This window comes from Acetivibrio sp. (genome assembly GCF_035371925.1).
In the GTDB taxonomy this organism is placed as follows: Bacteria; Bacillota; Clostridia; order Acetivibrionales; family Acetivibrionaceae; genus Hungateiclostridium.
In genome coordinates this window covers 1-19,977 of the sequence record NZ_DAORXT010000054.1, presented here as the reverse complement: position 1 = coordinate 19,977, position 19,977 = coordinate 1, and the positions used below count along the sequence as shown (strand labels likewise).

17 protein-coding genes and 1 pseudogene are annotated in these 19,977 nt (G+C 40.2%); 14 read left to right on the top strand and 4 right to left on the bottom strand.

The annotated features are described in order from the left end of the window. The first annotated feature begins 819 nt into the window (after positions 1–819). The 9 genes and pseudogenes from celS (at position 820) to PLH43_RS08645 (ending at position 12,212) form a co-directional block, all read left to right on the top strand. On the top strand, positions 820–3,069 hold the full coding sequence (gene celS / locus PLH43_RS08685) for a cellulose 1,4-beta-cellobiosidase CelS (protein WP_324362119.1): 2,250 nt from the start codon (positions 820–822) through the stop codon (positions 3,067–3,069). A gap of 203 nt (positions 3,070–3,272) precedes the next feature. After that, the gene (locus tag PLH43_RS08680; RefSeq protein ID WP_324362123.1) at positions 3,273–3,683 is read left to right on the top strand and encodes a cell division protein ZapA; all 411 of its coding nucleotides are present in this window, start codon (positions 3,273–3,275) and stop codon (positions 3,681–3,683) included. A 73-nt stretch (positions 3,684–3,756) separates the two neighbouring features. Next, on the top strand, positions 3,757–4,641 hold the full coding sequence (locus PLH43_RS08675; protein WP_324362117.1) for an alkaline phosphatase family protein: 885 nt from the start codon (positions 3,757–3,759) through the stop codon (positions 4,639–4,641). Further along, a complete protein-coding gene (locus PLH43_RS08670) occupies positions 4,638–7,151 on the top strand; it encodes a DUF3656 domain-containing protein (protein WP_324362115.1) in 2,514 nt (837 codons plus the stop codon). The genes PLH43_RS08675 and PLH43_RS08670 overlap by 4 nt, the downstream gene beginning before the upstream one ends. Positions 7,152–7,184: 33 nt before the next feature. Further along, positions 7,185–7,703 carry an aminotransferase gene (locus PLH43_RS08665; protein ID WP_324362113.1) on the top strand — a complete coding sequence of 173 codons (519 nt, stop codon included), beginning with the start codon at positions 7,185–7,187 and terminating at the stop codon, positions 7,701–7,703. 419 nt (positions 7,704–8,122) lie between these two features. Next, on the top strand, positions 8,123–9,370 hold the full coding sequence (locus tag PLH43_RS08660; RefSeq protein WP_324362111.1) for a DNA polymerase IV: 1,248 nt from the start codon (positions 8,123–8,125) through the stop codon (positions 9,368–9,370). A gap of 22 nt (positions 9,371–9,392) precedes the next feature. Beyond that, positions 9,393–9,632: a hypothetical protein gene (locus tag PLH43_RS08655; RefSeq protein WP_324362109.1), complete on the top strand. Its 240-nt coding sequence runs from the start codon at positions 9,393–9,395 to the stop codon at positions 9,630–9,632. A 230-nt stretch (positions 9,633–9,862) separates the two neighbouring features. After that, a pseudogene (gene hflX, locus PLH43_RS08650) lies at positions 9,863–11,595 on the top strand (GTPase HflX). 158 nt (positions 11,596–11,753) lie between these two features. Further along, positions 11,754–12,212 (top strand): NUDIX hydrolase, encoded by a 459-nt coding sequence (locus tag PLH43_RS08645; RefSeq protein WP_324362107.1) that lies wholly within the window; start codon positions 11,754–11,756, stop codon positions 12,210–12,212. Positions 12,213–12,295: 83 nt separating this feature from the next. Here the strand turns inward: PLH43_RS08645 and lepB are convergent, their stop codons facing one another. After that, on the bottom strand, positions 12,296–12,862 hold the full coding sequence (gene lepB / locus PLH43_RS08640) for a signal peptidase I (RefSeq protein WP_324362104.1): 567 nt from the start codon (positions 12,860–12,862) through the stop codon (positions 12,296–12,298). Between the two features lie 180 nt (positions 12,863–13,042). On the opposite strand from lepB, the gene PLH43_RS08635 reads away from it, so the two are divergent. Then, the gene (locus PLH43_RS08635; RefSeq protein WP_324362121.1) at positions 13,043–13,693 is read left to right on the top strand and encodes a YigZ family protein; all 651 of its coding nucleotides are present in this window, start codon (positions 13,043–13,045) and stop codon (positions 13,691–13,693) included. Positions 13,694–13,710: 17 nt separating this feature from the next. After that, a complete protein-coding gene (locus PLH43_RS08630) occupies positions 13,711–14,085 on the top strand; it encodes a CoA-binding protein (RefSeq protein ID WP_324362102.1) in 375 nt (124 codons plus the stop codon). A 64-nt stretch (positions 14,086–14,149) separates the two neighbouring features. On the opposite strand, the gene PLH43_RS08625 is transcribed toward PLH43_RS08630, so the two are convergent. Next, on the bottom strand, positions 14,150–15,313 hold the full coding sequence (locus PLH43_RS08625) for a HAMP domain-containing sensor histidine kinase (RefSeq protein ID WP_324362100.1): 1,164 nt from the start codon (positions 15,311–15,313) through the stop codon (positions 14,150–14,152). A 263-nt stretch (positions 15,314–15,576) separates the two neighbouring features. Between PLH43_RS08625 and PLH43_RS08620 the strand changes: the two genes are divergently transcribed. After that, positions 15,577–16,308 (top strand): YebC/PmpR family DNA-binding transcriptional regulator, encoded by a 732-nt coding sequence (locus PLH43_RS08620; RefSeq protein ID WP_324362098.1) that lies wholly within the window; start codon positions 15,577–15,579, stop codon positions 16,306–16,308. Positions 16,309–16,529: 221 nt separating this feature from the next. Beyond that, positions 16,530–16,700: a hypothetical protein gene (locus tag PLH43_RS08615; protein WP_324362125.1), complete on the top strand. Its 171-nt coding sequence runs from the start codon at positions 16,530–16,532 to the stop codon at positions 16,698–16,700. An 87-nt stretch (positions 16,701–16,787) separates the two neighbouring features. Here the strand turns inward: PLH43_RS08615 and PLH43_RS08610 are convergent, their stop codons facing one another. Next, entirely contained in the window at positions 16,788–17,006 is a 219-nt protein-coding gene (locus PLH43_RS08610; RefSeq protein ID WP_324362096.1) for a DUF378 domain-containing protein, read from the bottom strand. A gap of 124 nt (positions 17,007–17,130) precedes the next feature. Beyond that, positions 17,131–18,312, bottom strand: coding sequence for a M20 family metallopeptidase (locus PLH43_RS08605; RefSeq protein WP_324362093.1), 1,182 nt, complete (start codon positions 18,310–18,312; stop codon positions 17,131–17,133). A 679-nt stretch (positions 18,313–18,991) separates the two neighbouring features. On the opposite strand from PLH43_RS08605, the gene PLH43_RS08600 reads away from it, so the two are divergent. Further along, complete coding sequence (locus PLH43_RS08600) at positions 18,992–19,744, top strand: DUF6873 family GME fold protein (RefSeq protein WP_324362091.1); 753 nt, start codon at positions 18,992–18,994, stop codon at positions 19,742–19,744. Positions 19,745–19,977 lie beyond the last annotated feature (233 nt).

Genomic DNA, 19,977 nt, shown 5'->3' with positions numbered 1-19,977 from the left:
GACAATAGGTTTAAGAAATTTTATTTAGAACCGATACTTTTTGTGGGATAATCATTTTATGACTTGCATACAAATTTATTGTGTATTATAATTAAGATACGAGACGAAATAGCAATAATTGACTTAGCTTATTTTGAAATGGGGGTATAGTTACAACCGTACAATATGCGGCATATCTGTTATTTTTCGAAAAAATGCAAGGTTTTCAGGTATTTCTGCACTGTAATTTTACCTTTAAGTTATTTTTCCTGCCCCCTTAAAAAATATGTTTTTACGAAAGTATATATATGAATAATAATTATTAATTGTAATATAATTTTTGGACCGAATGAAGGTCGTTGAAAAATTGAATATAAAAACTGAATACGGAAATTGCTTTACTTAACTCAGCTGCATTTGTTGTAAGGCTTCACAAGTCTGTTTAAATTCCCATGATAAAGATGTATTTATTGTAGTAATAACTTAGTATGTACAAATTTCACTTTTTGCAATATTCCTTGTTCCAAGCAGCAGTTATCTTTCAAACCTTTCGGTGTTATCTATGCGGCAGGTATCTTTTATGCATTATTTTTGGCAACAGGTGCGGTTTTCTGCAAAATGTTCGGCTGGCTTAAGCAAAAAGCAAACGTGATTTTTATACTATTAACACAAGTTTATTGTGTTGCAAATTAAGAAGTTTTTAAGTACAGCTTAGTTCTATGATGGAAATAATGCGTGAAAATGTATCCGCAAAAAGGGGGAATGGTTGAATTGCGGGTAAGTTGCATTATTACATCATATAACTTAAAAAGAATAAAAAAGTATATTTGAAAGGGGAAGATGGAGAGAATGGTAAAAAGCAAAAAAATCTCTATTTTATTAGCGATTGCGATGCTGGTATCCATAATGGTACCTACTACAGCATTCGCAGGTCCTACAAAGGCGCCTACAAAATTTGGAACATCTTATAAGGATCTTTTCCTTGAATTCTACGGAATGATTAAAGATCCTAGAAACGGATATTTCGACGAAGAGGGAATACCTTATCACTCAATTGAAACACTGATCGTTGAAGCGCCGGACTACGGTCACGTTTCAACAAGTGAAGCCTTCAGTTACTATGTATGGCTTGAAGCAATGTACGGAAACCTTTCGGGCAACTGGTCCGGAGTAGACAAGGCATGGAGTGAAATGGAAGACCATATAATTCCTGCCAGCACACAGCAACAGGGTATGGCATCATATAATCCAAGCAGCCCTGCTACATATGCTGACGAATATCAGGATCCAAAATACTATCCTTCAGAATTGAAGTTTGATACTGTAAAAGTTGGAACTGACCCTGTACACAACGACATTACCTCTGCATACGGTCCAAACATGTACCTCATGCACTGGTTGTTGGACGTTGACAACTGGTATGGTTATGGTTCAGGAACTAAGGCAACATATATAAACACCTTCCAAAGAGGTGAACAGGAATCTACATGGGAAACTATCCCCCACCCGTCAATAGAAGAGTTCAAGTATGGCGGACCTAACGGATTCCTTGATTTGTTCACAAAGGACAAATCTTATTCACGACAGTGGCGTTATACCAACGCTCCTGACGCAGAAGGCCGTGCTATACAGGCTGTTTACTGGGCAAACAAATGGGCAAAAGAACAGGGAAAACAATCTCAAGTTTCTTCTGTTGTAGCAAAAGCAGCTAAAATGGGTGACTACATGAGAAATGACATGTTCGACAAGTACTTCATGAAGATTGGTGCACAGGACAAGACTCCTGGTACAGGTTATGACAGTGCACACTACCTCATGGCTTGGTATACTTCATGGGGTGGCGGAATCGGTGCATCATGGGCATGGAAGATTGGATGCAGCCACGTACACTTCGGATACCAGAACCCATTCCAGGCATGGATAACTGCAACACAAGACGGATTTGTTCCTAATTCATCCAACAGTAAGAAAGACTGGACAACAAGTTTGGACAGACAGATCGAATTCTATCAATGGCTGCAGTCGGCTGAAGGTGGTATAGCCGGTGGAGCAACCAACTCATGGAACGGTAGATATGAAAAATATCCTGCAGGCACATCAACATTCTATGGCATGGCATACGTTCCACACCCTGTATATGCTGACCCTGGAAGTAACCAATGGTTTGGTATGCAGGCATGGTCAATGCAGCGTATAATGGATCTCTACCTCGAAACTGGTGATTCAAGACTTAAAGACCTCACTAAAAAATGGGTTGACTGGGTAATAAGCGAAGTTAAGTTCTACGAAGATGGAACATTCGCAATTCCTGGAAACCTTGAGTGGACAGGTCAACCGGATACATGGAACGGAAAATACACTGGCAACCCGAACCTCCATGTAAAAGTTACTGAATATGGTACTGACCTTGGTGTTACAGGTTCACTTGCAAATGCTCTTGCAACTTATGCTAAAGCTACAGAATTATGGGAAGGAAAACTTAATACACAAGCAAGAGATGTAGCTGCTGAATTGGTTAACCGCGCATGGTACAACTACTACTGCGAAGAAGGAAAAGGTGTTGTTACTGAAGAAGCACGTTCAGACTACAAGCGTTTCTTCGAGCAGGAAGTATTTGTTCCGGCTGGCTGGAGCGGAACTATGCCAAACGGCGACAAGATTCAGCCAGGTGTGAAATTTATAGATATCCGTACAAAATATAAACAAGATCCTGACTACGACAAAGTATATCAGGCATACTTGAGAGGCGAAGCTCCTGTATTGAACTATCACCGTTTCTGGCATGAAGTTGACCTCGCAGTTGGTATGGGTGTATTGGCAACATACTTCCCAGATATGGCATATAACCAACCTGGAACTTATGTTGGTGATGGTCCTGGAACAGCATTATACGGTGACTGCAATGATGACGGAAAGGTTACTTCAACCGACTACTCATTGTTGAAGAGATACGTTCTCAAACAAGTAAGTGAAAGTGCCATCAACTTGAAGAATGCCGATGTAAATGTTGACGGCAGAGTTAACTCAACAGACGTATCAATATTAAGAAGATACGTTATTAAAGAAATAAAAGAATTACCATATAAATAATTCAAATGAATGAAAAGGATCGGCTTATGCCGGTCCTTTTTTTATAAATAAAATTACTCATACTTCGCTTCTTTTGCAAATTCTTAATATATTCACGAAAAACCAATGATTTTTGTGCCGAAATATTGTATAATATATAATAATGTGTCCTTTTTTGAGAAAATGAGTTGCAGGAGTTTGCAATGTGCAAAGGAGCTGATGGTATGGCGGAGAAAAACAAAGTGGATGTCAGGATAGCAGGCAAGGATTATACGTTGGTTGGTGTTGAGTCCGAGGAGTATATACAGAAGGTGGCATTGTATATAGACAAAAAGATGAACGAAATCATGAGAATGAACAGCAAACTCAGTACTTCCATGGCGTCGGTGCTTACCGCTATTAATGTTGCCGACGATTATTTCAAGGCACATGAAAACGTTATCAGCTTGAGCAAGGAATTAAAGAGCGCAAAGGAAGAGATTGAAAGACTGAAAGGGGAAAACCAAAGGCTCGCCAATGAAAATGCCGTAATAAGCAATAAAAACACCCATTATCAATTGGAGCTGGCAAAGAGGGAAGCGGAATTGAATGAAGTGCGAAATGCGCTTGAAAAGTCGACCAGGGCCAGAATTTAGATATATTGGCTGCCGAAACAGCAAGGAAGCGTAAACAGCGCTTCTTTTACTTTTTTGAGGGTGGTGTCGGACCATGAGAATGATATTTATCTTCATAGACGGTTTTGGTATTGGAAAGGCGGATGCATCGGTGAACCCTCTGGCCAATCCCGAACTTGAAAATATAAATTATATACTTAATAAAGCTTACGTAATTCCTACGGACGCATGCCTTGATGTACCCGGCCTGCCTCAGAGTGCCACGGGCCAGACAACCATATTTACCGGTCAAAATGCGTCCAAAGTGCTGTCAAGACATTTGCACGGACAGCCTACAATTACACTGAAGAAGATAATAGCTTCCCGCAATCTTTTTAAAGAACTTATAAACAGAGGCTTTTCGGTGACAAATTCGAATGTTTACAGAACAGCCTATATCGATAAAATTAAAGACCCCAAGGAAAGAAAATATCGTCCTTCGGTCACAACGGTAATGACCCTCTCCTCAGGATTAAATCTTAGAACTGTGGAAGAATATATTTTGGGAGAGGGAGTGTATCATGATATTGTCGGAGAGGTTTTGAAAAATGAAGGTTATGTGGAGGAGCTAATTACTCCGGAGGAAGCGGCGCAAAGGCTTTATAATCTTAGCCGGAAATATGATTTTACGCTTTTTGAGTATTTTGTCACAGATATAGTAGGCCACAAGATGGAAATGGAGACGGCTATGGAAAAGCTAAAGATTCTTGATGCCTTTTTGGGTGAGCTTTTGCAGCTTTATGACGAGAATGAGGATATTATATTCATTACCAGTGACCATGGCAATGTTGAAGACTTGACGGTAAAGACCCATACGTTTAACAAGGTACCTACGGTTATTCTTGGGAAAAAGCTTAAGAATGTGGAGATAAAGATAGATTCGCTGACAGACATTATGCCTGCGGTATTAAATATTTTTGATTCAAAGGGAGAACTATGATAGGAGATTTTAAACCGGAATTGCTTGCCCCCTGCGGAGACTGGGATGCCTTTGTTGCAGCCGTTGAAAACGGTGCCGATGCGGTATACATGGGGGGCAAGCTGTTTAATGCAAGACAGTTTGCTTCAAATTTTGATGAAGAGAACTTTAAAGAAGCCGTACAATATGCCCATGCAAGGGATGTAAACGTATACCGGACCATGAATACCTTGATAGGCGACAGTGAGATAAAAGAAGCATTAAAAGCACTGGAGCAGTCGTACCTTGCGGGTATTGACGGGGTGATAGTCCAGGATATTGGTTTGGCAGGTTTAATAAAAAATCTGTTCCCCGACCTTCCGCTTCACGCAAGCACACAGATGACAATATATAACCTGGAAGGCGTAAGGCAGATGGAGGAGCTGGGATTTAAAAGGGTTGTGCTTGCAAGGGAATTGTCTTTGGAAGAAATAGAGCATATTGCCAAGAGCACCTCGCTGGAAATAGAGGTGTTTGTTCACGGGGCATTGTGTGTTTGTTATTCGGGACAGTGCCTTATGAGCAGTATTATTGGAGGAAGAAGCGGCAACCGCGGCAAATGTGCCCAGCCATGCAGGCTGCCGTACCGGCTTTTGGAATCCGGCAAGGAAAAAACTTTGTCCGGAAAGAAGACGGACAGGGGATATTTTTTAAGCCCCAAAGACCTTTGCTCAATTGAGATTTTGGACAAGCTTGTAAAGGCGGGCGTAAAATCGCTGAAAATTGAAGGCAGGATGAAAAGTCCGGAATATGTGGCAACTGTGGTCAGGGTATACAGAAAATATCTTGACAGGCTGTTGGAAGAGCCCGGCAGCTATGGTGCAGATATTGAAGAAAAGGACATAAAGGACCTTACCCAGATATTCAACCGGGGCGACTTCTCAAAAGGATACCTGGAAGGAAAAACGGGAAGGGATATGATGAGTTTTGAGAAGCCTAAAAACTGGGGAATATACTTGGGAGAAGTAATATCCTATGACAAGGCTTCGGAGAGTGTCAAAATAAAGCTTGAGGAGCCTTTAAGCATAGGAGACGGGATTGAGGTGTGGAACAATGAGGATGAAAGCCCGGGGACAATTGTAACCTCAATCCGGGTAAACGGAAAGACAGTGACGGAGGCAAATCCGCAGCAGGTGGCCGAAGTAAGAAGCATCAAAGGCAAAATAGGAAAAGGAAATAGAGTCTACAAGACATCGGATAAAAAGCTGAATACCTTTGCAAAAGAATCCTTCACAGGGAAATCGAAAAGAAAGATTCCCATTGAAGGAAGGCTCAGCATAACAAGCGGAAAGCCAGTGTCGATTATTGTAAAAGATTATGCGGGAAATGAGGTTGAGGTTAAATCCCAATATATCCCGGAGAAAGCATTGACAAGCCCCATTACCGAAGAAAGGGTAGTCCGGCAGGCGGCAAAAACCGGACAGACTCCTTTCGAGTTTAAAGTATTGTCCGCCGATGTTGGTGAGGGTTTGTCTGTGCCCATAAGTGAAATCAATACCCTTCGGCGCTCTGCATTAGAAGAGTTGGAAGCAAAGAGGTCCGACAGATATCCCCATAGAAAGCCGGGAAATTTGCAAGAAAAATCGGAAGATATGCTGCATTTCCCGGGAAATAGTCGAAACGGGGAAAAGGATTTAAAAATTTCGGCATGTTTTTACACAGATATTGACGGGCTGGAATATGAAAACCTTGGGGCAGACAGGATATACCTTCCTTTTGGCATGCTTCTTGGGAAAAAGAAAGAAAGGATTTTGCGCCTTAAAGAAAATGCAGAGCTGTTTGTTTTTATTCCTCCAATAACCAGGGGAAATTATGACGAACTGATAAAATCCCGGCTTGAGGATATTGTGGAAATGGGATTTGACGGGATTCTTTTGGGAAATCCCGGGGCGGTACAATATGCCAAAGCGTACGGGGAGCTTTGTGTAATGGGTGACTACTCTTTAAACGTATTTAACAGTTTTTCGGTAAAGGCCCTTATGGATATGGGGTTTGACGGAGCTACCATATCTTTGGAGCTCAATCTCAACCAGATAAAGGCGCTTGAGAAATTTCCGGAATTTACACAGGAAGTGCTGGTATACGGAAGAATACCCCTTATGACCAGCGAGTACTGCCCTGTGGGGAGCATAAAGGGTAATTTCGGTAAGAACTCCAAATGCAATATGGCTTGTAAGGACAAAAACTTTTACCTGGAGGACAGGATGAACATGAAATTTCCTGTGCTGTGCGACAGGATTGACTGTAGAAGTACGATTTTTAATGCAAAAGTATTGCTGCTTTCAGATACTGTTGATAGAATTAAAACATCGGGCGTTGACATGATACGGCTTAATTTTACCGATGAGAGCCCGAATGAGGTCAGAGATATAATAAGGATGCACAGTGATATTCTAAATGAAGGTTCCAAGGCTTTAGATTCTTATAAGGAATTGATTGACAAAATAAAGGACAGGGGTTTTACAAAGGGACATTTCCCAAGGGGTGTCTAGTGCAAAAAAAAGGTTTTGTTTGGAGGTAATTGAATGTCGGAAAATGTTGAGGTTTATGTGGAAATATGCAGGGAAGGAGCAATAATACCGAAGTATGCAAACCAATGGGATGCCGGTATGGATATTTATGCTGCCGAAGATGTAGTCATAAGACCCGGGGAAACGGTAATAATTCCGACAGGTCTTAAGATGGCTGTTCCCGAGGGCTATGAGATACAGGTTCGTCCCAGGAGCGGCATATCGTTAAACACGCCTCTGAGAATCCCAAATTCGCCGGGTACCATTGACAGCGGCTACAGGGATGAGATAGGGATAATCGTTACAAATGCGTCGGTACCGGCGTCCAATGAGCAAATTTCATCCGACCCGATTGAGTTTACTATCGGAAGCAAAGGTAATAAACAGGGTGTGTACAAGATTTGCAAGGGGGACAGAATTGCACAGATTGTTCTGCAGCGCGTCCCGCGAATTCAGTTTAAAGTAGTGGACTCGGTAAAGGAAATAGGTATTGACCGCGGAGGCGGATTCGGATCCACCGGAGTGAGGGAGTAATAAAAATAAAATAAAAAAGTTTGCAAAAAAGCTCAAAGACCAGGGGAAGTCTTTGAGCTTTTTGCAGTGTATGAGTTTTTAATTGTGCCGGGAGAACATAAAAAGATGGGATTTGTATGTTTCCCCCGACAATTGTGGGACTTGCGTAAATAAATTTGTTTTTCGTACTGGATATATTTTTGACTTACATAATATTATTCGGAAAAGAGCAATTGAAACTTAGGGTTTTTTCAAAACAATTTTGGGTGAAGTTTTGCTATTCATAAACGTTTGCATAATGTATATTGTAGGAATATCTAGTGTTTCTGCATTTTTTAAGCTATGTGTCTTTGTAAATTCACAACGGTCTTTACAATTAGAAATGATTGGCTTATAATATAAGTACGAACAAATGTTCGATGTAAGAAGGTGAAATTAAAATGAAGAGAGTAATTCTTCATTGCGATCTTAATAATTTCTATGCCAGTGTGGAATGCTTATACAATCCCGAGCTTCGCCAAAAGCCTGTTGCAGTGTGCGGCTCGGTGGAAGACAGGCATGGCATCGTGCTTGCCAAAAACGAACTGGCAAAGAAATACAATGTAAAGACGGGCGAGACCGTATGGGAGGCTAAAGGTAAATGTCCCGGGCTGGTTACGGTAAAAGCCAACCATCCTTTGTATTACAAATTTTCAAAATATGCCCGGCAAATTTACGAGTATTATACCGACAGAGTAGAGTCCTTTGGACTCGACGAGTGCTGGCTGGATGTCAGCGAAAGTACCTTGCTTTTTGGAGACGGAGTGAAAATTGCCAATGAGATAAGGGAGAGAATAAAAAGGGAGCTGGGGGTTACGGTTTCCATAGGAGTAAGCTATAATAAAATATTTGCAAAGCTTGGCTCCGATATGAAAAAGCCGGACGCGGTAACGGTTATTACCGAGGACAATTTTAAAGAGAAAATATGGGGACTTCCGGTGGAAGCTCTTCTCTATGTGGGAAATTCAACAAAAAGGAGACTTAACAATTTAGCTGTTTTTACCATTGGGGATTTGGCAAATTGCCATCCGGAGTTTCTTGTAAAGCAATTGGGAAAATGGGGATATACCCTGTGGAGCTTTGCAAACGGTTATGACACCGGTTCTGTTGCAAAGAATAATTGTGAAATGGCGATAAAGAGCATAGGTAATTCCCTCACTACTCCAAGGGACCTTATAAACAATGAAGACGTCCGGATCCTGATATATGTGCTCTCCGAAAGTGTGGGAGAAAGGCTTAGAAGTCACAATCTTAAAGGAAGGACAGTACAGATAAGCCTGAAGGATCCGGAGCTTCAGACCTTGGAGAGGCAGGGCAAGCTTGATTTTCATACCTTTATTACATCAGAAATTGCTCAAAAAGCATATGAAATATTTTTGAAGTCCTGGGATTGGTCACAGAATATAAGAGCTTTGGGGGTCAGAGTGACGGATTTGGTTGAGGCGGATACCTGTACGCAGATGTCGTTGTTTTTGGATGATGCCAAAAGACAAAAGCTTGAGATGATTGATGAATGTGTGGACAGAGTCAGGGAGAGATTCGGACATTATTCGGTGAAAAGGGGGATTTTGCTTCAAGACGAGAAGCTTAATGCCGATCCTGCTCATGAGAACGTCGTTTTTCCGGTAGGATATTCCAGAAGAAAGTAATCTGTCAAGGAAGTGGTATTCTGTGGGAAAGGTATTTGTGGATGCTATTGTGAAGTTTACAAAAGAAGGTAACAAGATTCCTCTGGAAATAGTATGGGACGACGGACGAAAGTTTCAGGTGGACAGGGTTCTGGATATAACAAAAGCGGCATCTTTAAAGGCGGGAGGAAGAGGAATAAGATACAAATGCAGAGTGAGGGGAAAAGAAATATACCTGTTTTTTGATGATGAAAAATGGTTTGTGGAAACCGAAAACAGATAAAAGTTTGAGGATATGGCAAAATAATATGGAGGAGGAAACAATCCAAAAGAGAATATAATGAGATAAGAAAATTTTTCTTAAGCAGAAAGATTTTTTTAAGCCGAGGTATCTAAAAAACAATACTTCAAACACTAAACAAAAAAGAACTGGGGTGGGCAGTTATTAATATAAATGGCAATATAGAATCATTAAAAGAATCGGTTTTGAAAGAAATAGAGGAGCTGTTTGAGATACAGGGCTCAAGGGATGAATTTCTGCCGTCGGGTCTTGCAGCCAAAATGGCAGAACTTACGGGAAAAATCAACCGTGAGATAGCGGTGCATATAAACAGAAAGGGAAACATAATTGATGTGAGTGTGGGAGACAGCAGCACGGTATCTCTTCCGGAAATGGAAGGAAGAAGGGACTTAGCCCATCTTTTGGGGATAAGATGCATCCATACCCATCCCAACGGTGAAGGAATGGTTTCCCTGGTGGATATAAACTCTTTGGTGAAAATGAGACTGGATGCCATGGTGGCAATCGGGGTGAAAAACGGACAGGTAACGGAAATATATGCGGCTTTGCCGGTGAGGGATGAAAATGGGAATTTGGGCAAATCCGCTGTATACGGACCCTTTGGCGAGGATGACAGAAGGATAAATCATCTGTGGGATGTGGTATTTGAGGCGGATAAGATTAAAAGTACGGCGGTGTACGTAAATGAAAATGATGATGAAAGGGCAATACTGGTTGGGATTGAGGCATCGTCAAAGGTCCTTGTGGGAGGCAGAAGCGAAGGAGAGCGGTCATTGGACGAGCTGGAAGAACTGGCCCGTACTGCCGGAGCGGTTGTTTTGGAGAAAATAATTCAGAGAAGGCCTGCCAAGGACCCTGCTTTTTTTATCGGAAGGGGAAAAGTGGAAGAGCTCTCCCTTATGTGCCAGGCTCTTGATGCCAACCTGATAATTTTCGACGATGAACTGTCGGGTGCCCAGGTAAGGAACATTGAAGAAGTGACGGGAATAAAGGTCATAGACAGGACCACTTTAATTCTCGACATATTTGCCAAAAGAGCCCGTTCCCGGGAAGGAAAGCTTCAGGTGGAGCTGGCGCAGCTAAAATACAGGGTGTCAAGGCTTATAGGTCTTGGAACTCAGCTTTCAAGGCTGGGAGGAGGTATAGGAACAAGAGGACCGGAGAGAAGAAGCTGGAGGTTGACAGAAGGCATATAAAGAAGAGAATAAGCTTTCTTGAGGCACAGCTCAAGGATGTGGAAAGGAGAAGGAATTCTCTTCGGGAAAGCCGGAAAAGAAATGCCATACCCACTATTGCGCTGGTGGGCTATACAAATGCAGGCAAATCCACCCTTATGAACAGATTGTGTGAAAGCGATGTCTTGGCAGAAAACAAGCTCTTTGCGACCCTTGACCCCACGACAAGAAGTTTTTCTCTTCCGGACGGAAGAGAAGTGCTTCTCATTGACACCGTAGGGTTTATAAGAAAGCTTCCCCATGATTTGGTGGAGGCGTTTAAATCAACCCTTGAGGAAGCAGTGTATGCGGATATGCTGATTCATGTGGTGGATGCTTCCAATGAAGAGGCGGAGGAGCAGGTAAAAGTCGTAAACAGCATTCTTGAGAGCCTGGGGACGGCAAACAAACCTGTTATCATGGCGCTAAACAAGATAGATATGGTAAAGGGTATGCCGAGACTTGCAATATTAAATCCAAAGGGAAGGATATTTGAAATATCTGCTACTACAGGAGAAGGAATTGATGATATGCTCCAGGGAATTGGAGAGATGCTGCCCGAGGACGAAAAAGAGGTAAGGCTTTTTATACCCTATAGCGACGGATGGGTCATATCCTATATCTATCAAAACGGAAAGGTACTTGAGCAAATTCACGGTGAATCGGGGACAGAGGTGAAAGCTTTGATTAAAAAGCGGAAATTAGAGCCTATTAAGACATATATGCGCTGAAAATACCGGGCTTGGGCCGGGAAATAAACTTTATAATTTCCTCACAGCTAGAATAAAGACTACCATTGAAGCATTATAATATATATATATATACTATGAAAATTTTTCTAAATATATAAGATTTATATATAAATTAAATCATGAAAGGGGTTTTTATCATGCTGATGAGGAACTTTGCAGGCGGAGTGGTGTTCTCGGGAGACAAAGTCCTTCTTCTTAAAAATGAGAAGGACGAATGGGTGCTCCCGAGAGGAATAATGCACGATGGAGAACTTTCGAGTGAAGCAGCAGTCAGAAAAATCAGAGAAGAATCCGGTATAGCCACCGAAATTGTATTCACAGCAGGACAAACAAATTACGAATTCTCATCTACAACGCATAAAAAACCCTTTTGCAACAAAACTACATGGTATATTATGAAATCCCTTAACGAAGAAAATAAAATAAAAAAGGGTAGCTCCAGATTCATGGACTTTGTTAGAGTTGACGAAGCCATGAATCTTATTAATTCGGGCCATGACAAGTCTCTAGTCAGCCTGTCATATAAAAAATACCGCGAATTTGAAAAGAACAAGGAAGAGGATAAAGAACAGAATATACAGTACGCTTTAAATTAAGAGCATAAATTGAAAACATAAATATGGGAAGCGAAAATATAACAACATAAAAAGTGAAGGGGTGAATGCCCCTTCACAAAAAGTTAAAATTTGAAAATATATTTACCTATTACGTGGTCGACGGGAATAGGTCCGACCATTCTGCTGTCATAACTGTTGTTTCTGTTGTCCCCCATTACGAAGACATGTCCTTCCGGCACGATTATTACGTCATCGGAAGTATAAAGCATGGGCTCCTTTATATAGGGCTCATCCAGAAGGGTCCCGTTTCTGTAAACCTTGCCGTCTTTAAATTCAAGTCTGTCACCGGCTTTGCCGATAACCCTCTTAATCCAAAAAATCTCATCCACATTTTTATTTAAATGATAGGAAATGGCATTGTACCTGAGACTGTCCAATATATCATCGGCAACGGAGCGAGGTCTGTCTATCCGTTTGTCTATGATTACAATGTCGCCGTAATCAGGCTCAAATCCCAATGTGTGAATCAGCTTGTTTACCAATACCCTGTCATTGTTATGCAAAGTGGACTCCATGGAAATTCCCTGGACCATGGTTGGCTGCAGAACAAAAATTGTAATCGAAAGGCCAAAAACAATGGCTAGAAGAATATGGCCAGTCCAGCTTAAAATTTCCTTAACAATTTTCATAATATATTCCTCCCCAACAGCATGTCGTCATTGCTATCATCTTGATAATATTATACCTCATTTTATGTGCATTTTTCTACTACTATCGAAAAACTATAGAGTAAGAGGCAATATAATGTTAAAATATAGGCAACAAAAAAATTTGAAAGTAAAATAATCAAAGCAAAAAGGTGGTTAATGTTGGATAAGGAATATAAAACAGTGCTAAACCATGCGGTGTATGAAATTGAAGAGAAGAAATCCAGATTTATAGCATCGGTCAAGCCGGTATCAACCGAAGAGGAAGCGGTGGAGTTTGTTGAAGAATTAAAATCAAAGTACTGGGATGCCACACATAATGTTTACGCCTACTATATTGGTGGAAAGAATATTATACAGAAGTTCAGCGATGACGGTGAACCTTCGGGGACTGCCGGACTTCCCGTGCTTGAAGTCATAAAGAAAATGGGGCTTCGGGACTTGGTAGTTGTTGTGACAAGGTATTTTGGAGGTACTTTGCTTGGCGCTGCGGGACTTATACGGGCATACGGCAAAAGTGCTTCAATGGGTATAGAAGCAGCCCAAATTGTGACAAAAAAGCTTTGCACACAGGTAAGTATAGTTCTGGAGTACACTTTGTTCGGGAAGGTTCAGAACATCCTTATTTCTGAAGGATTTACCATAAAAGATGTAATATATGAGCAGGATGTGGAGATAATAGTATTTGTTCCGAAAGATGATGTTGAAGCCTTTATTGATATGATAAATGAAGCAACAAATGCAAGAGCGATTGTCCAAAAAGGGGACAGCTGCTACATCACGCTGGACTCCCAAGGGAAAATTATAGTATAGATTGAGGAGGATGGGCTATGCTTGAGGAAAAAATGTTGGAGAAAAAAGTATGGGCCGTTGTAGGCGCCAGCGACAATCCCGAGAAATTTGGAAACAAGATTTATAAAAAGCTTAAATCAAAGGGATATAAAGTATATCCCGTAAATCCCAACTATGAAATTATTGATGGGGACAAGTGCTACAGTGATTTGTCATCTCTGCCGGAAGTGCCGGAGGTTATTGACATGGTGGTTGCGCCCAAGCATGGGATGAAGGTTATAGAGGAGGCTTCAAAGCTTGGGGTGCAAAATGTTTGGCTTCAGCCGGGGACCCACAGCAAAGAAATTATGGAGCTTATTGAGAGCAAGGGACTAAATGCTGTTCAAGCGTGTGTCCTCGTAGCATTGAGCTAATAAAAGAAATAACAAGATTTTAAATTCCTGTGGTTTAAATTATATAGGGCGGAAGATTTGAATTTCAAGGGGCTATTGAATATATATCGGAAAACTCGATATTAATAGCCTCAATTATTTTGCTTTGGGAATTTTGACAATTTGAATCGTGCCATTGATTTTCTTCGCAAAGGTGTATGGGAAGTGATATTATAAATTCGCTGCCTTTGTTTTCTTTGCTTTTTACCTTTATAACCCCATTATGAAGGGAAACGAAGGACTTTACAATGGAAAGACCTATGCCGCTTCCGTCAATTTCCGAGGTTAGATCGTTTTGCACCTGCCGATAACGTTCAAAAATGGCAGCCTGCATATTTTTAGGTATTCCGATGCCTGTATCTTTGACTTTAATGATGACGTTGTTGAACTTTTTGGCTACTTTTACGAAGATTTTTCCTCCGGGATTGGTAAATTTGACAGCATTGGATAAAAGATTTAGAATTATTCTTTCAATCTTGTCAACATCCACTGCGGTTATGATTTCCTCATCGAGGGTGTCGAACTCCAGGGACAAACCTTTTTGCTCCACATAGGGGATTACGGAGCTGGTTATATCTTCTACAAGATATACAATGTTGCAGTTTACCAGGTTTGTTTTAATGTAGCCCGAATCAATCCGGCTGATATCCAGAATATTGTTTATCAACCTTAAAAGCCTGTAGCAGTTTTGCTTTATTGTAATCAAGTGCCGGGTTGATTTTCTCCGGTCTTTTTCGTCAAGGGGATATTTTTGGCTGATAAGCTGTATGGCTCCAAGGATGACGCTTAAGGGAGTTTTCAACTCGTGGGACACATTATAGAAAAACTCCGATTTTTGACTGCTTGATCTTATAGTTTTTTCATAAAGTGAGGTAAGGTTTTGAATTATTTCATTTTTTTCTTCAAGCTCACGTTGATGCTGCGTTATTAAATTCTCAATATCTGCAGTATGCTGTGAAGTAAGATTGCCGGATTTCCTGTTGGCGTATACCATAACAGACATAATGGCGGCAATAATCAGTACCTCCATCATCAGGAGGAAAATGGTTTGATACAAAAGCAAGTCAAGTAAGGCGCAACTATCTGCAGGAGTTTGGCTGGTTAATCTGTACATGAATGAGATAAAACTAATGCCTGCAATAATCAAATGTGCAAACATTAAATATATTATAATTCTGGTATACATACCAAAATAAGGTTTACTGTTCATAGTATCAACCCTTGCCTTATAATATAAGTATACATACATAGAATAATATAGAGTTATATACATAAAATGTCATACCTATTTTATACAATAAAATCAAATATGTAAATACATTTTTGGGATTCATGACAAAAAAACTTGTAATTGAATCGGAAAATCTTTATAAAATGACCTTTTAATATTATAATTTATAAAGGACGGAATTGTATGCTCATATATAGCTATTCATTTTATATAAGTTTTATATATCGTTAAGGAGGTATTTTATGTCGGGGCATTCGAAATGGGCCAATATAAAGCATAAGAAGCAAAAAACAGATGCTCAGAAAGGGAAAATGTTTACAAAGCTCGGAAGGGAAATAGCCATAGTTGTAAAACAAGGCGGGCCGGATCCGGAGTCAAATTCAAAGCTGAAAGATGTTATTGCAAAGGCGAAAGCTGCCAATATGCCCAATGACACCATCATGAGGAGTATAAAAAAGGCGGCGGGAGAAATTGATTCAACCAATTATGAAGAGGTTGTATATGAAGGCTATGGCCCTGGTGGCGTGGCTGTTATTGTTGAAGCCATGACGGATAACAGAAACAGGACAGCAGGTGAAGTAAGGCATTTGTTTGACAAATTCGGGGGCAATCTCGGCACAACGGGCTGTGTGTCCTTTATGTTCGACAAGAAAGGTGTAATACTGATTGAAAAGAGTGACAAAACCAATGAAGACGATCTTATGATGAAAGCCTTGGACCTTGGAGCGGAGGACTTTACCACTGAGGATGAGTATTTCGAAATAATTACTGCACCGGAAGATTTCTCAAAAGTGAGGGAAGGCCTCGAACAAGAAGGTTATGAGTTCGTTGAAGCTGAAGTTGAAATGGTTCCCCAGACCATGACCGCACTCACCGATCCGAAGCATATTGAATTTATGAATAAGCTGATTGAAAACCTTGAGGATTTGGATGATGTCCAGAATGTTTATCATAATTGGGATGGAGAAGAGTAGAGATTTCAAAGCGTAAATGACAAAACACCTTCCTGTATCAATGAGAAATACAGGAAGGTGTTTTATTTGTGATTATAAAAAATTATTTTGCAAAAAAAGGCTTGGTTGTAGGGTTTAAGGCTTTTTAAGAATATAAGTTTCAAAGTTAATTTCCCATAAGTATTAACAAGATAAAAATTTTTTGATATTATTATATGCGTTGAGGAAGGGAGAGGATAAGTTTGAGCAATATGGTTTACGATATTCTTGAGAATCAGATAAAGAATGAGATCGACAAGAGTATTGAGAAGTTTGGAGTTAAAACATATGATGTTTCCGTTGATGCAGACAAGTGTCTGAGTATTAAAGTTGTTCTTGTTTCGGATGAAGTGGAAATTAAAAATATAAGCTAAGTAGGTAGATTTTTAACTATCACGAGGGAATAATTGAAAAACCGGGTGCCTGTTTAAAAAAGTTTAAGGCACCCGGTTTTTTTAGGTTTAGGCTTTGTCCTCAACGCGGGCCGATTCTCTAAACAGCAAGCTTATGCTGTAAAGTCCGGCAATACCTACTATAGTATATATGGTTCTTGAAATAAGTGAGTTTACACCGAACAAATCTGCCACAAGGTTGTAGTTAAACAGTCCTACTAAAAGCCAGTTTAGCGCTCCGATTATAACTACAACCAGAGCCACTCTATCCAAAGGTGTCCTATCCATAATTACAACTCCTTTTTCGAATTAAACTTTTTATTAAATTTTTTATATCTGTATTATTACCGTCGAAAAATTAAAAATTCATAGCAAAATATGAATTGGAAGAAAAGTAAAAAAAAAGAAAAAATTATCTCAGAAAGTCCAGTACACACTGGGATAATATTTCCATTCCAATGCTTATGCAGCTCTCATCCAGCTTGAATCTGGCGGAGTGAAGGTTTTCGAAGCTTTCATCGCAAGGATTGCCGCAGCCCAGATTGAAAATGGCTCCGGGAACTTTTAAAGCATAATAGGAAAAATCTTCCGCAAGCATGGAAGGCTCAGGATTTTCCTTCACATTGCCTTCTCCGATAATTTTTTTCGAAGCATTCGCAATAAGCTTTGCAATTTCTCCATTATTTATGACCGGAGGATAGCCAAGATTGTAGTCAAAAGAAAAATCTGCTCCCTCTAAGGATGTTAATGAGGCAACTACAGAGTGCATTTTATTGTATATCTTATTGTGGGTTTCCCGGTCGAAAGCCCTGACGGTACCTTTGATAACAGCCTGTGAAGGAATGACATTATAGGTATTGCCTGCTTCAAAGGATGTTACGGACAGGACGGCACTTTCAAAGGGACTTATGGTTTTTGGAATAATGGAGGAAAACATGTTTATAATACTAACACCTATGGATATCGGGTTTACGGATTTATTAGGCTGGGCTGCATGACCGCCCTTGCCGTAGATAGCTATGTCAAATTCGGCAGGTGAAGCCATTACCGGTCCTGTACCGATTGAAATCTCTCCTGATTTTAAAAGCGGAGAAACATGAAGAGCAATTATAGCATCGGCGGAAGGATTTTCGAGTACACCTTCATCAATCATTAAAGCAGCTCCACCAAGCCCTTCTTCTGCGGGCTGGAAAATAAATTTGACATTGCCGGATATTTTGTCCCTAAAGCCTGAAAGTATCTTTGCCGCTCCCAATGCTATGGCTGTATGGGCATCATGGCCGCAGGCATGCATGACGTTTTTGATTTGGGATGCGTACTCAAAATCATTTTCCTCGGCTATGGGCAGTGCATCCATGTCGGCCCTTATTGCAATTGTCTTGCCGGGATTTTTGCCTTCCAGGACACCGACAACTCCGGTTTTGGCGATGTTTGTATAAACTTTGAAACCAAGATTTTTTAAAAAGTCCGATACAATGGCAGAGGTTCTGCACTCGTGAAATCCCAGCTCGGGATTTCGGTGAATATCCCTTCTTATAGAAATTATTTCATTAATTAAAGTGGATGATGTTCTTTTAATTTCATCAGTATACATTTTAATCACCTGAATTTTAATATATATCATTTTTCGGGCAGGTGCAAGCGTGAAAATATTGAGAATACTTGACATTTAAAGATATGGTCAATAAAAGCTTAAGGGGCATAAGGCCCCTTTGCTTTTTGGTCAGGTGTATACTGTGACTTTTTTAACAGCTTGTTTTGGCACTTTCTCTTCAAAGAAAGCGCAATCAGGGGAGGCTGAATCTGAGTTTTTGGTGACACTATCAAGCGTACACTTGCCATCCTGCTGGTGAACGCAATTTGACGAACAGTTGATAGTTGTCATGATATCACTCCCGTTAGAAAGAGTATTGCTAAGTCGGTTGCAATCAATAAAACAGGTTTGTTAATATTGTGCCCATAAAAGTATTAATTATTAATGCTTAAAATAAAATCCGCACCTTTTTAAAAAGGTGCGGTCTATCTAAATAACCGCCGGTTTTTTTATTTACCGGCAGTTAGTAGCGAAGAATCCGGCAAAAAAGCGAGTAATTGTTAACAATATATTTTACGCTATGTTTGTCTGAAATAGTATATAATTTTATGTAAGATCGATAATAATTTAAGCTATTTTATATTTATGAAAATTAAAAATCAATTGTGATATCTTTTTATTATAATTTTATGTTGTGTATGTAAAAGAATTTTTAAGGAATAATAAAACAGGTGAGGTTATGAATTTCATAAATGTGCCCAACATACCCGAAAGAAGAGTCCGGCTTGCCATGGTGGACGGAAGAATCAGCCCGTCTTTGGAGGCAGGATTTTGCAAGATGGGTATTGAGCTGATTAAGACAGAGCCCCATTTGGCACTTTACCCGGCCATTTCCTTTCATCCCGATGCAGTATTTCATCATTTGGGAGAAAGAAGGATTGTGTATGCTCCCGGAGCATCTGAAAAAGTTCTTCGTGCACTTTTAGACCGGGGATTTTTGCTTGTAAAGGGGGAGACGGAGCTTTATTCGAAGTATCCCGGCAGTGTCCGCTATAATGCAGCCAGAGTTGGAAATCTTGTGTTCCATAACACAAAATATACCGATAAAGTTCTTAAGGAAAACTTTTTCAAAATGGACATAGAACTGGTACATATCAACCAGGGGTATGCCAAATGCGCAATATCTGTTGTAGACGAAAATTCCATAATAACCATGGACAGGGGAATTGCGAAAGCGGCTGAGAAAAAAGGTGTTGACGTGCTGGTTGTGGAAGAGGATAAAATATTGCTTCCTGGATTTGAAAACGGATTCATAGGAGGATGTACAGGCCTTATTGACAAGGGAAAGTGGGCTGTTTCGGGCGATGTGCGAAAGCTTAAATCCTATAAAATTATAGAGGATTTTCTTTTGAAAAAAGGTGTTGAGGCAGTATCTTTGGCGGATGAATCTGTAGTGGACATAGGTACGATAATACCGCTTCTTACGGATTAAAACAGCATGAATTTAGGCTAAGACCTTTTAGTTCCTTTTGTAACTTACTATATTTATCTGCATATAATATACTATAAAAATATGTATGAATGTTTGGGTAATAATATGACAGGTTGCAATTTGATAATAAAGTGCCAAAATTCAAGAAAATTATCCCATAGATTGTATATATTGCTTGCTGCATACAACAAATTGCTAAGACATATACTACGTTTGAAGGGATGTGAAGTTGA